The 12,776-nt window shown below is 65.6% G+C and carries 14 protein-coding genes; 4 read left to right on the forward strand and 10 right to left on the reverse strand.

Features of this window, described 5'->3' with window-relative positions; translation table 11 throughout:
• Positions 1 to 28 precede the first annotated feature (28 nt).
• The 8 genes from gloB to AC1DRD_RS03520 form a co-directional block, all read right to left on the reverse strand.
• The gene (gene gloB / locus AC1DRD_RS03485) at positions 29 to 763 is read right to left on the reverse strand and encodes a hydroxyacylglutathione hydrolase (RefSeq protein ID WP_478040321.1); all 735 of its coding nucleotides are present in this window, start codon (positions 761 to 763) and stop codon (positions 29 to 31) included.
• Positions 760 to 1,812, reverse strand: a complete 1,053-nt coding sequence (locus AC1DRD_RS03490; protein ID WP_478040322.1) for an NAD(P)H-dependent flavin oxidoreductase — start codon at positions 1,810 to 1,812, stop codon at positions 760 to 762. The genes gloB and AC1DRD_RS03490 overlap by 4 nt, the downstream gene beginning before the upstream one ends.
• A gap of 4 nt (positions 1,813 to 1,816) precedes the next feature.
• On the reverse strand, positions 1,817 to 2,266 hold the full coding sequence (locus tag AC1DRD_RS03495) for a VOC family protein (RefSeq protein WP_478040323.1): 450 nt from the start codon (positions 2,264 to 2,266) through the stop codon (positions 1,817 to 1,819).
• Between the two features lie 256 nt (positions 2,267 to 2,522).
• Complete coding sequence (locus AC1DRD_RS03500) at positions 2,523 to 3,317, reverse strand: tetratricopeptide repeat protein (protein ID WP_478040324.1); 795 nt, start codon at positions 3,315 to 3,317, stop codon at positions 2,523 to 2,525.
• Positions 3,314 to 4,036, reverse strand: a complete 723-nt coding sequence (locus tag AC1DRD_RS03505; protein ID WP_478040325.1) for an alpha/beta hydrolase — start codon at positions 4,034 to 4,036, stop codon at positions 3,314 to 3,316. The genes AC1DRD_RS03500 and AC1DRD_RS03505 overlap by 4 nt, the downstream gene beginning before the upstream one ends.
• A gap of 239 nt (positions 4,037 to 4,275) precedes the next feature.
• Positions 4,276 to 5,181 (reverse strand): alpha/beta fold hydrolase, encoded by a 906-nt coding sequence (locus AC1DRD_RS03510; protein WP_478040326.1) that lies wholly within the window; start codon positions 5,179 to 5,181, stop codon positions 4,276 to 4,278.
• A gap of 3 nt (positions 5,182 to 5,184) precedes the next feature.
• Positions 5,185 to 5,388 carry a helix-turn-helix transcriptional regulator gene (locus AC1DRD_RS03515; protein WP_066592615.1) on the reverse strand — a complete coding sequence of 68 codons (204 nt, stop codon included), beginning with the start codon at positions 5,386 to 5,388 and terminating at the stop codon, positions 5,185 to 5,187.
• Complete coding sequence (locus AC1DRD_RS03520; protein ID WP_478040327.1) at positions 5,385 to 5,789, reverse strand: hypothetical protein; 405 nt, start codon at positions 5,787 to 5,789, stop codon at positions 5,385 to 5,387. The genes AC1DRD_RS03515 and AC1DRD_RS03520 overlap by 4 nt, the downstream gene beginning before the upstream one ends.
• Positions 5,790 to 6,364: 575 nt before the next feature.
• On the opposite strand from AC1DRD_RS03520, the gene AC1DRD_RS03525 reads away from it, so the two are divergent.
• On the forward strand, positions 6,365 to 6,811 hold the full coding sequence (locus AC1DRD_RS03525) for a hypothetical protein (protein ID WP_478028110.1): 447 nt from the start codon (positions 6,365 to 6,367) through the stop codon (positions 6,809 to 6,811).
• Positions 6,812 to 6,904: 93 nt separating this feature from the next.
• Here the strand turns inward: AC1DRD_RS03525 and AC1DRD_RS03530 are convergent, their stop codons facing one another.
• Positions 6,905 to 8,305, reverse strand: coding sequence for a UDP-N-acetylmuramate--L-alanine ligase (locus AC1DRD_RS03530; RefSeq protein ID WP_478040328.1), 1,401 nt, complete (start codon positions 8,303 to 8,305; stop codon positions 6,905 to 6,907).
• Positions 8,306 to 8,361: 56 nt separating this feature from the next.
• Here AC1DRD_RS03530 and AC1DRD_RS03535 point away from each other — a divergent pair, with 56 nt between their 5' ends.
• Positions 8,362 to 9,198, forward strand: a complete 837-nt coding sequence (locus AC1DRD_RS03535) for an LD-carboxypeptidase (protein WP_478028114.1) — start codon at positions 8,362 to 8,364, stop codon at positions 9,196 to 9,198.
• A 96-nt stretch (positions 9,199 to 9,294) separates the two neighbouring features.
• A complete protein-coding gene (locus tag AC1DRD_RS03540; protein ID WP_478028116.1) occupies positions 9,295 to 9,759 on the forward strand; it encodes a hypothetical protein in 465 nt (154 codons plus the stop codon).
• Positions 9,760 to 10,061: 302 nt separating this feature from the next.
• Here the strand turns inward: AC1DRD_RS03540 and AC1DRD_RS03545 are convergent, their stop codons facing one another.
• Positions 10,062 to 10,406 (reverse strand): hypothetical protein, encoded by a 345-nt coding sequence (locus AC1DRD_RS03545; RefSeq protein ID WP_478040329.1) that lies wholly within the window; start codon positions 10,404 to 10,406, stop codon positions 10,062 to 10,064.
• A gap of 321 nt (positions 10,407 to 10,727) precedes the next feature.
• Here AC1DRD_RS03545 and thrS point away from each other — a divergent pair, with 321 nt between their 5' ends.
• Positions 10,728 to 12,755, forward strand: a complete 2,028-nt coding sequence (gene thrS / locus AC1DRD_RS03550; RefSeq protein WP_478040606.1) for a threonine--tRNA ligase — start codon at positions 10,728 to 10,730, stop codon at positions 12,753 to 12,755.
• Positions 12,756 to 12,776: the final 21 nt, after the last annotated feature.

A 12,776-nucleotide genomic window follows, 5' to 3' on the forward strand; every position in this document is an offset into this window, starting at 1 on the left:
CATCCCCTCGGCCCGATCCTACACCGGTTCAGCCGCGGAATACATCCTTAGAGGCTCGCCTTTCGGCAAATTGTTCAATCGATTGTGCGCGCATGAAGGGATTGGTGGCGCGTTCCAGCGCGATCGTCGTCGGTACCGTCGCCTCGCCACGCTCGCGCATCTTTTCCACCTCGCGCAGACGGTCGGCGATCGCGTCATTGTCAGGCTCGGCGACCTGCGCATAGCGGGCGTTCGACAGCGTATATTCGTGCGCGCAATAGACCGATGTTTCGGGCGGCAGATCGGCCAGCCGTCGCATATTGGCGTACATTTGCGCCGCGGTGCCTTCGAACAGGCGGCCGCATCCCATTGCGAACAGAGTGTCGCCGGTAAACGCGACGGCGTCGTCGGCGAAATGATAGGTGATGTGGCCGGCGGTATGCGCTGGCGTCTCAAGCACGGTCGCAATGTGCTTGCCGAGTTGCACGATATCGCCTTCGACCACCAGCAGGTCGGCGGTGGGGATCTTCGCGGCCTCGGCGGCGGGGGCGATCACCGGAGCGCCGGTCGCCTGTTTGATCGCCGCATTGCCGCCGGTGTGGTCGGGATGCCAATGCGTGTTCCAGATCGCGCTGATTGTCCAGCCGCGGCGGTCGGCCTCGGCCAGCACCGGATCGGCCTCGGCGGGATCGACCACCATCGTCTCGCCGCTGTCGGGATCGTGGACCAGCCAGATGTAATTGTCGTTGAGCGCGGCGATGCGGACGATGTCGAGCTTGCTCATCTGTTTCCTTCCAGCGCCGCGGCGCCGAGCCGGGCGGTCAGTTCTTCGGCGGGACCGTCGCCGGCGAGCCGTACGCCTTGCCCCGCCCATAACGGCGAATAGTCCCCGCGACCGTCGGCTTCCGCCTTGGCGCGCAATTGCGCCAGCGCCGCGCTGGCATAGGGAAAGGGCGGCGCGACGTCGCTGACGGGGCCCAGCGCCTCGATCAGCCGATTGCGCAAGCCGCGGGCGAGCCCGCCGGAGAACAGGTTGGTGAAGACGCTATCCTCGGGCCCCGCCTCGGCCAGCCGCCGGCGGTGCACCGCGCTGGTGGTCGCTTCGGGCGTGCGGAGATAGGCAGTACCGACCTGTACCGCCGCCGCACCCGCCGCGATGGCGCCACGGACGGCGCCAGTATCGGCGATCCCGCCCGCCGCGATCACCGGCAGGTCGACGTCCTTCAGGATTTGTCGCACCAAGGCGAGCACGCCGATCGGACGATGGCCGATCAGGAAATGGCCGGCATGGCCACCGGCCTCGAACCCCTGGGCGACGATCGCGTCGACCCTGGCGCCGGCGAGAAACTGCGCCTCCATCACGTTGGTCGCATTGCCGAAGATCCTGGCGCCGGTCGCCCGGACGCGATCGAGCAAGTCGCGCTCGGGCAGGCCGAAATGGAAGCTGACGATCTCCGGCCGGACGGTCTCGATCACCTCGGCCATCGCCGCGTCGAACGGCTTGCGCAACACCGGCGGCTGGGCGGGCGGGGCGACTCCTTCCGCCTGATAGAAGGGGGCGAGCGCGGCGTGCCAGGCACTCTCGTCCGGTTGCGGGCCGAGCGTGTGGCAGAAGAAATTGACGTTGAGCGGCCCCGTTGCCGCCGCCCGGATCGCTGCAACCTCGGCCGCGACCTGCTCGGGCGACAGCATCGCGCAGGCGAGCGATCCGACCGCGCCGGCCTTGAGCGCCGCGATCGCCAGTGCGCTGCCGGCGAAATTGGCCATCGGCGCCTGGACCAGCGGCAGCCGCGCGCCAGTCAGTGCCACGAAGCGATCGGTTGCCGCACTCACCGCGTCACCATTCCCCCGTATTCGGCATCGACGCCCAGGGCTCGGCCGGCTCGAGCACGCCGTTCTGGAGCAACTCGATCGAGATATTATCGGGAGTGCGGACGAACGCCATGTGGCCGTCGCGCGGCGGGCGGTTGATCGTCACGCCGCCGTCCATCAGCCGCTGGCACGTCTCGTAGATGTTGTCGACGCGATAGGCGAGGTGGCCGAAATTGCGCCCGCCCGAATAATGCTCGGCCTCGCCGTCTTCGGGCGGCCAGTTATAGGTCAGCTCGACCTCCGCCTCGGCGCGCTTGCCCGGTTCGTTGAGATTCTCGGGCGCGGCGAGGAAGATCAAGGTGAAGCGGCCCATTTCGTTGTCGAACCGGCGCACTTCCTTCAGCCCCAGCAATTCGAAGAACCGCACCGTCGCGTCCGGATCGCTGACCCGGATCATGGTGTGGAGATATTTCATCGCGGTCTCCCTGCTGGTGGTGCAGGCGGGAGATAGGGGCGCGGGCGTGGCGGCGCCAGTCAGAGATGAGTAGTAGGCCGATCGACCTTTAGATCTCCCCTCCCTGCAAGGGAGGGGGCGGGGGTGGGTTGAGTGACGGGCGAGGCTCGATGCCTCGTTCGTCACTGTTTTGGCGGTCGGCATAAGAGTCTTTTTGGGCGCGCAGACGCGCGCACCCACCCCCCAGCACCTCCCTAGAAGGGAGGGGAGACAGTGGTCAGGGTTTCTTGGCCGGCGCCGGGCCTGGAGCTACCGGCGCTGTCGGTGCCGCGGCAGGCGTATCGAACTGGGCGAGCGCGGCGCGGGCATTGTCCGCGGTCGCGGTACCCGGCGCGAGCTTGGCCGCGGCCTGCCACGCCGTCCTCGCCGCATCGGCATCGCCCGACAAAGCGGCGATATTGCCGGCCTCGAGCTGGACCGAGGCATCGTCCGACGACAATTTCAGCGCCTCGGTGATATCGGTCTGGGCGCGCGGCAAGTCGTTCATCCGGCGCGCCAGCGTCGCCGACAACAGCCAGGCGAGCGGATCCTTGGGCGTCGCTTCCTGCGCGGCATCGATGTCGCCGCGCGCCGAGGCGAGGCGCCCGGCCGCGACCTGGGCGCGGGCGCGGTCGAGCAAAGCCTCACCGCGGCCGAAATTGTCCAGCGTCCCGGCAGTGATCGCGGTGGTCAGCGCGGTCTGCGCCTTGACCGCATCACCCGCCGCCAGCCAGGCATTGCCGGCCTGCGCCCAATAACGCGCCGCCTGACGATCGCGGGCCGCATCGGCATCGCGCGCCGCACCCTCGAACGCGGTCGCGGCATCGCTCCAGCGCGATTCCTGCGCATAGGCCATGCCCTGGCATTGCCGCGCCTTGGCGCCGCCGCCGGCGATGCGGAAGCGATCGGCCTCGGCTTCGGCCGCCTTGGGATCGCTCGTCGCCAGGGAGACGCAGGCAGCGTAACGCTGGTCGTTCGGCGACAGCGGCGACGGGGTCGACCCGACCTGGAACATCAGCGGGAGCAGGATCATGAGTGCGGTGACAGTCCTTCGATCGTCCGGATCAGCAGCGCGATATCCTGATCGCGCGACAGCCGGTGGTCGCCGTCCTTGATCAAGGTCAGCTGCACATCGGCTGAACGGATCATTCGCGCCAGATGGACGGTGCGCTCATGCGGCACGTCGCGATCGCCCCAGCCGTGGAGGATGCGCACCGGGCAGTCGATCGCCAGCATCGACGCGGTCAGCCGCGACGCCTCGCCCGATTGCCAGAAGCGGCTGGTATAGACGGTCGGTTGGTCCGAATAAGGCGATGGCCGCTCGAATTTGCCGTCCTGGAGCAGCTTCATCTTCTCATCCATCGAGAAGCCCCAGTCGGTGAAGTCGGGCGCCGGCGCGATGCCGACCAACGCCGCGACCAACTCGGGATGGTCGCGCGCGATCATCAACATGATCCAGCCGCCCATCGACGATCCGATCAGGATCGCCGGTTCAGCCAGCATGTCGAGCATCGCCAGCACGTCGTCGCGCCAGCCGGTCAGCGTCTGATCGGCGAAGTCCCCCTCGCTCGCGCCGCAGCCGCCATAATCGAAGCGCAGATAGGTCCGGCCGACCGCCTTCGCCCAGTCCTCCAGCGCAACTGCCTTCGATCCGCTCATGTCGCTGGCATAACCGGGCAGGAAGACCACCGGCGGCCCCTTGCCGACGGTCAGGTGATAAGCGAGCGCGGGGCGGGCAGGGGTGTCGGTCATGGGGAGGGCTGTAGGGGGAGGGCGGGCAAACAAAAAGCCCCTCCCACGAAGTAGGAGGGGTGAATTAGGGCTCCCCTCCCTGCTCGCAGGGAGGGGATTAAGGGGTGGGTTTAGCGTCGGGCGAGGCTCGATGCCTCGTCCGACGCTGTTTTGGTGGTCGATCAATGCGTCTTTTTAGGCGCGCAGACGCGCGCACCCACCCCCAGCCCCTCCCTGCAAGCAGGGAGGGGAGATAGAGGTCACCCAACAAACGCCATCAGCGTCTTCAGAAACACCGCCGGCTGGTCGAGCATGATGAAATGCGCGCTGTCGGGTACCTCAACCAACGTCGCGTGCGGCGCATCCTTATAAGCGGCGGTGTAGAGCGGCTCGGCCACCGCCTTGGGCAATGCCGCCGAAGTCGGATAGAGCATCGTGATCGGGGTCGCGATCTTGCCCATGTCGCCGCGCAGGTCGGTGATCATGTCCTCGTACATCGCCTCGGCCGAGACGCGCGCATCGGTCTGGCCCATCCAGCCGGCGACCTTGGCCTGGGCATCGGGGCGAAGCGCGAACCGCGCCGCCATCGCCTGGTTCGCCGCCGGGCTGGGCTTGCCATAGCTCGCGGTAAAGCGGTCGCGCATCGCTGCCGCCTGCGGCTTGACCGTATCGACCGTCGCGCCGGGGCCGAACAGCATGCCGTACCAGGGCAGCGAGTCGACGATCATCAGCTTGCCGACATCGCCGGGCTGCGCCTTGGCCAGCATTAGCCCGACCAGCCCGCCCATCGAATGGCCGACCACCGCCGCGCCCTGCAGCTTGTGCTTGCCGATATAGGTGTGGAGATCGCCGACGATCCCGTCGAGCACGCCGGGCTTCAGATTGGCGCCGGCATCGTCGCCGGCAAAGCCGTTGACCTGAACCAGGATGACGCGGTGCGCCTTGGCGAGATCGGGCACCACGCCGTCCCACACCGCGCGCGGCGAGGACAGGCCGGGGATCAGGATGACCGGCGACCCCTTGCCGGTCTCGGTCACCGAGATGTGGTCCATCCGAACCTCGACGGCGCCCGTCGTGGCGGCGGGGGCGCAATGGCCGATATTGGGCTGGAGGATGGCCAGCGGCGCGAGCACGGCAACCGCGAAACGGAGGGCGAAGTGGTTCATGGTTCAGGCTTCCTTTGACGGAGAAACGAAAATGTCTTCGATGGCGAGCTCGAACAGCTCGGCGATCTTGAAGGCGAGGGGGAGCGAAGGGTCGTAGCGCCCAGTCTCGATCGCGTTGACGCTCTGCCGGCTGACCTCGAGCTTGTCGGCGAGGTCGCCCTGGCTCCAGTTGCGCTCGGCGCGCAGCACCTTGAGGCGGTTGTTCATCGACCTCTTCCTACCGTCAGCCGGTTGGCAAAGTTGCCGAGGCCGAGCCCGCCGAACCACAGGACCGAGACCCAATAGACTTCGACATGGCTGACCAGGTCGAAGCTTTCGAGAAAGCCCCACACGGTTGCGATCGAGAGCGAGAAGCCCGACGCCCAGAGCGTCTGACGGACCATCAGCATGCGGACATATTCGTCCTGTTCCTCGACCAGATAGAGGCCGATCGCGGCGAAGATGCCGATGATCGGCAGCGCGGGAAGGATCGCCACGATCCAGGCGAAGGCGCCGCTCACCAGATGATGTTTGAACCCATAAACCGCGCCGATCAGGAACGCGGAATAGATCAGGCTGAGGATGATCACCCGTTTGTTGTAGCGCCAACCGGCGGGGCTCATGATCATGTAAAGTCTCCTTTCGAATCGGTAAAGGGAGCTTTACAGTAAAGCGTACTTGTCAGTCAAGGGTGCTTTACAAAACAGGCGACCGCTGTGGTGGCTAGGGTGTCCCGCTCTGCGACGGCATGACGGTGGAGTGGCTATATCGAAAGTGATATGAAGCCGATTGGATCGCCTTGGGGGGAGAACGGGCGTGGAGTCGGTATTGCTGTTCATATTGGCGATCGGCGCAATAGCGGGGGCGGCGATCTTGGTTATGCGGGCTATCCAGCAACCGCAGCGCCGCAAACGCCGCCGCGAACGCGCCGCGCGTCATGCCGCCAATGTGCGGCTGTGGAACAGATTGTTCGCGCGTCACGATCGGCGCTTGCTGACGGACCAACGCGACGCCGGGAACGGGTAGAAACTGCAGCCCGGGCGCCGGCGGCTCAAGGGGGCTTTACAAAAAAGCATGTGCCTTGGTGGCTCGCCATGTGGGTGAGCGGTAGATTGACGTGAGCGGCTTGAGATGGTTTCATTTTGCCGTCGTTAGTGCACGATTCGGCGTGCAGGGCAGGGGGAAAGAAATGAAGTTATATGCGATGGGCGCACTGATGGGTGCGCTGTTATTTGCCGTGCCCGCTCAGGCGGAAACGGTGTTGCCTGCGGACACGACCGTGACCGTGGCTCCGGTTGCCGACATCACGTCGAAGAAGATGAAGGAAGGCGACGAGGCGTCGTTCCAAGTCGTCAACGACGTGGTCGAAAAAGGGGTGGTCGTCATTCCGCGCGGCGCGGCTGTGAAAGGCAAGATCACTTGGCGGACCGGCAAGGGAATCGGCGGCAAGTCGGCGAAGTTCGAAGTCGCGTTCCAGACCGTTACCGTCGGCGGGCGTACCTATGCGCTGAAAGGCAAGCACCGTCAGGAAGGCAAGGGTAACACCGTCGCCGCCCTGCTGGGATCGATGCTGATCAGCGGCCACTCCGCCGTGATGTTGCAGGGTCAGGCCGTGCCGGCGCTGACGGCTGAGCCGATCACCGTTCAGTAATTTCGACTGAGCGAGATACCGGGCGGCGCGTGGGGACACCCGCGCGCCGCTCTTTCTTTGCGGCCTATCGAGCGGTGCGCCGCTTACGCAACCTCAGCTACCCGCGATCTTCGCCAATATATCGCCCGCGAGCAGGCTCAGCGTGTCGTCACGCGCGCCCATCACCACCACGCGGTCGCCGGGTCGGGCGATCCCCGCGATCCTGTCCGCCGCTTCGGCGCGATCGGCGATGTGGCTGGCGTTGCGGCCGGCCGCCTGGATATCGGCGACGATGTCGGCGCTGGTCACTTCGCGCGTGACGGTGCCGCCATAATAAGCCGGATCGGGCAGGATCAGGACGTCGTCCTGCTTCAACCCATCGGCAAAGGCGGCGACGAGTTCGCGGCGCATCGTCTTGAGCGGACCGTAACCGTGCGGTTGGAACAGCACGATCAGCCGGCCGGGAAAGGCATGGAGCGTCGTCAGCGTCGCGGCGATCTTGTCGGGATTGTGCCCGAAATCGTCGAGCACAGCGATGCCGTTGGTTTCGCCGACCAGTTCGAAGCGGCGGCGCAGCCCGGTGAATCCGCCGATCGCGACCGCCGCATCCTCGAACGAGATGCCGGCCGCGTGGCATGCGGCGATCGCGGCGAGCGCGTTGGCGATGTTGTGGCGCCCCGGCACCTGGAGTTCGACCGCGACCGGATCTTGCCCGCGCGCGACGAGCTGGAAATTGGCGCCATAGGGCTCTTCGACAATGTCGGTCGCCATGATCTCGGCGTCGGCCTTGAGCGCGACCCCGACCACGCGATTGGCGGGCAAGGTTCCGGCCAGCCGCGCCCCATCCTCGTTATCGAGATTGACGATTGCGATCTCGGACTTGGCGATGAAGTCGCCGAACAATTGGTTGAGCTCGTCGAGGCTCTTGTGATCGAGGCTGACATTGTTGAGCACCGCGATGCGCGGCGCGAACAAGGCGATCGAGCCGTCGCTTTCGTCGACTTCGCTGACGAAGGCGTCGCCGCCGCCGACCAGCGCGCTGGCGAAGGCCGCGTTGGGCGTGGCGAAATTCTTCATCACCGCGCCGTTCATCACCGACGGATCGCGGCGCAGCGCATGGAGGATCCAGCCGATCATCCCGGTCACGGTGGACTTGCCGCTGGTGCCGGCGACGCCGATCGGCATCGTGCTGGCGTTGAACAGATCGGCAAGCATTTCCGCGCGCGTACGGCGCGGGCAATCGAGCCGTTCCGCGGCGATCATATCGGGCACGGTCGGCTCGATCGCCGCCGAGGCGATGACGATCTGATCGGGCGAGGTGATGCCGCTGCCGTCCTGCGGGAACAGGGTGACGCCCAGGTCGCGCAGATAGTCGAACTTGGCGGGCAGCCGCGCCTGGTCGAGGCTGCGGTCCGATCCCGCGACGGTCGCGCCGCGCGCCGCCAGGATCATCGCCAGCGGCATCATGCCCGATCCGCCGATCCCGACGAAGAAACAGGGTTTGCTCATATCCATCGCGCCGGGCTATCCCCGCTTTCACGGACGACGGCAAGAACGGGACGGCAGGGCACATGAAAATTGCGGTGATGGCGCCCGCCAACCGGGTCGACGAACATTCGCTCGACGCGCTGCCGGCAATCGCCGCCGAATACGATGTCGAATTGGTGATCGATCCGCAAAGCTGGGCCTCGGGTGGCGGCCATACCTGGGCGGGCCCGGATCAGCTGCGCGCCGACACTTTCCTCAAATATGCCAACGATCCCAGTGTCCATGCGGTCTGGTTCGCGCGCGGCGGCTATGGGTCGAACCGGCTGTTCCCGCTGATCTTCCCGCACCTCGAAGACGCCGCCAAGCGCAAATCCTATATCGGTTATTCGGACATGGGGTTCATGCTCGGCGCGCTCTACGCGCACAAGATCGGCAAGCCGATCCACGGCCCGATGCCGATCGACGTCACGCGCAACGACAATGGCGCCTCGGTCCGGCGGACATTGGGCTGGCTGGTCCATGGCGACAAAGCGGGACTCGATCCCGGGATCATCGGTTCGGGGCGCCCGGCGGCGGCGTTCAACCTGTCGATCCTGGACGCAATGATCGGCACGCCGTGGCTGCCCGATCTGACCGATCACGATCTGCTGGTCGAGGAAGTCAGCGAGCATCTCTATCGCGTCGACCGGATGATGTTCCACGTCGCCAATTCGACCCAGTTGGCGGGGATCGCCTCATTGCGCGTCGGCTCGATCACCTTGCCGCCCGCCGACGGTCAGGCCGATTTCGGGCACAATCCCGACCAGATCGCCTGGGACTGGAGCAAGATCATGAAGGTCCCGTATGAGGGTCGCGCGCTGATCGGGCATGACAGCAACAACCATGTCGTGCCGTTCGGCCAGGTCATATCCCGGGGATAATCGTACCCATATTGGCCACATCCGTTGAACTACGTAGTTCTCCAAAGCCTTTGCTAACCAATTCCGGTTAGCGATCGGGTGATCGAGAGGTCCCCGATGCCGCAGACGCTGGAAGAATATCACGCCAAGATCGAACGCATGATGGCCGAAGGCGAGGCCTGGCTGATCGCGCGCGACGCGGGGAGCGAAGAGCTGATCAAGCGGCGCATCGCCGATTCCGCTTTGGTCCTCGCCTCCTACCAATTGTTCGTCCACCGCGAGGTGTTCGCACCGATGCTGGAGCGTGCCGACGCCAGCACGCGTGCGCGGGTCAACGAGCTCAAGGTCGAGTGTATCGCACTGACCGAGGATCTGCGCTTCAACGTCCGCGAACTCATGGCGCGCGCCGCCGACGCGCCGCTCGACTGGGACGGGGTTGCCGCCGGGGTTGCCTGGTTCAACGGCCGCGTCCGCGCGCATATCGCCCAGGTGCGCCAAATGATGGCACCCGATTTGAGCGACGATGACCATGCGCGGTTGCGCGCACATCGCAACGACATTGTCGGTGCTCAGGCCGCCTGATCGGCCTAGGGTCCGTATTCAATTACCACGAGGATCGTGATTGCCCGCAGGAGCCCGCCGACTAGGAGCGCAGCGCAGACGCGTAGCTTAAAGCTACGCGCAAGCAAGCGACGACGCTCCGCGGGCTCCTGCGGGCAACCGCACAGCGGCGGGCCGATTTTGGCGTCCGGACGTCGTCGCGCGTCGGTCACGATGCTACCAGCATCGCTCCCTCCTTGCTCCTAGCCGGACACCAAAATCGGCTCCGTCACGACCTCGTGGTAATTGAATACGGACCCTAACGGCTCAGCCAGCCGCCATGGTCACGCGCTAGCGCCGGGACGTATTTCGGCACCGCCGACCACGCGGTGATGCTCGACATATTCGGGTCGGGTGAGCAGGAAGCGGTCGTCCTCCGGATAGTAGCGCGCGCGGTCGATATCCTCGCCGGCAAACGCCGCGATCGCATCGATCGACTCCCACCAACTGAGCGTGGTGACCTCGCTTTCGCCGTTGCCGAGCGTGCGGACCAGCATCTGCGCGCCGAGATTGCCCGGCGTCGCGCGGTAATCGTCGAGCCCAGTGCCGGCGATATAGGCGACATAGTCCGCCTCATCGGCGGTACGGATGCGCGCCGACCAGCGGCGCAGGATGACGGTCTTGTCCATTGGGCGATCCTCCTGCGCATGCTTTAGCGGCGATCCACCGTCCGCATGAATCGAAGCTCGGAAGGCGATGATAAGGGGTGATTATCGAGGGGGTGGCGATGTTTACGAACTCGCCCTATATCGCCGGCCATGAACCGCGCGTTCCCCACGACTACCACCACTACCCCGGGTTTCCGGGGGGTGTTCGGCGCGCGCGACTGACGTTCACGCCGATTACCTCGCCCGGGAACGGGTGAGGTTGGCGTCCGCTCCCCGTTCCAGTCTTTCCCTCGGACGCTGCCCGGTGCATAGGCGCGCCAACTGACAGGAACGACCATGGAAATGCTCTCGATCACGCTCCCCGACGGCTCGGTTCGCGAGGTCGCGCCCGGCACGACCCCGGCCGATATCGCCGCCGCGATCGGCCCCGGTTTGGCCAAGGCGGCGATCGCCGCGCGCGTCGACGGCGAATTGCGCGACATTATGCGGCCCTTCGAGGGCAATGCCCAACTCGCGCTTGTGACATCCAGGGACGAGAAGGACGCGCTCGAACTCGCGCGCCACGATTTCGCGCATGTCCTGGCCGAGGCGGTGCAGAATCTGTTCCCGGGCACGCAGATCACCTTCGGCCCGGCGACCGATGACGGCTTCTATTACGACTTCGCGCCGACCCCCGAGCATGGACCGTTCACCGAGGAAGAGCTTCCCGCGATCGAGGCCGAAATGCGCGCCATTATCGCGCGCGACGAGCCGCTGATCCGCGAAGTGTGGAGCCGCGCCGATCTGATCGCGCGCTGGAAGGCGCAGGGCGAGACGTTCAAGGCCGAATGGGCCGCCGAACTGCCCGGGGGCGAGGAACTGACGGTCTACAAGGCCGGCAATCGCCCCGATGCGTGGCTCGACATGTGCCGCGGTCCGCATCTCGCCTCGACCGGCAAGCTCGATCCCCAGGCATTCAAGTTGACCCGCGTGTCGGGCGCCTATTGGCGCGGCGATCAGAATAACGCCCAGCTCAGCCGCATCTACGGCACCGGCTGGCTCAACAAGAAGCAGCTCGACGAACATCTCGTCCGGCTCGAGGAAGCGGCCAAGCGTGACCATCGCCGCATCGGGCAGGACATGGATCTGTTCCACCTTCAGTCCGAAGCTCAGGGGTCGGTGTTCTGGCATCCCAAGGGTTTCATCCTGTGGCGCCAGCTGGAGGCCTATATGCGCCGCCGTCTCGACGCGGCTGGTTATGCCGAGGTCAAGACGCCGCAATTGATGGACGCGCGCCAGTGGGAGCAGTCCGGCCATTGGGGCAAATATCGCGAGAACATGTTCGTCGTCCCCGACGAGATTCCCTCGATCGAGGAAGACGGGCCGATCTTTACCGGCACCGCCGACCTGATGGCGCTCAAGCCGATGAATTGTCCGGCGCACGTCCTGATCTTCCGCCAGGGGATCAAGTCGTACCGCGACCTGCCGATCCGCATGGCCGAGTTCGGTTGCTGCCACCGCAACGAGCCGCATGGCGCGCTGCACGGCATCATGCGCGTGCGCCAGTTCACGCAGGACGACGCGCATATCTTCGTGCGTGCCGACCAGCTGATCGACGAGGTTCAGGCGTTCTGCGACCTGCTCGACTCGGTCTACAAGGACCTCGGGTTCGACAAATACGCGATCAAGCTCGCGCTGCGCCCGGACAAAAGGTTCGGCAGCGAGGAGATGTGGGACTGGTCCGAACAATCACTGCGCGACGCGGTCAAGGCCACCGGCCGCGACACCGAGGAATTCGGCTGGGAGGAATTGCCGGGTGAGGGGGCTTTCTATGCGCCCAAGCTCGAATTCCACCTGACCGACGCGATCGGCCGGACGTGGCAGGTCGGCACGATTCAGACCGACACGGTGCTGCCCGAGCGGCTCGACGCTTCCTATGTCGGCGACGATGGCGAGCGGCATCGCCCGATCATGCTGCATCGCGCGATCCTTGGCACGTTCGAGCGCTTCATCGGCATCCTGATCGAGCATCACGCCGGGCGCTTCCCACTGTGGCTGTCGCCAGTGCAAGCGGTGGTAGCGACGATCGTGTCCGACGCCGACGATTATGCCGAACAGGTCGCGGCCGAGCTGCGCAAGGCGGGGCTGCGAGTCGAAACCGATCTGCGCAACGAGAAGATCAACTACAAGGTGCGCGAGCACAGCCTTGCCAAGGTCCCCAATTTGCTGGTCGTCGGCAAGCGCGAGGCGGACGAAGGCACAGTGGCGCTGCGCCAGCTGGGCAGCGATCGCCAGCAAGTGCTGACCCTGGCGGCGGTGGTCGAACAATTGCAGCGTGCCGCGATGCCGCCCGACCTCGCCGTCGCGGCGGAGGCCGAAGCGCAGGCGTGATACCAACAACGGGCGGCGGTC

The sequence above is a fragment of the Sphingomonas sp. P4_G2 genome (genome assembly GCF_056401155.1).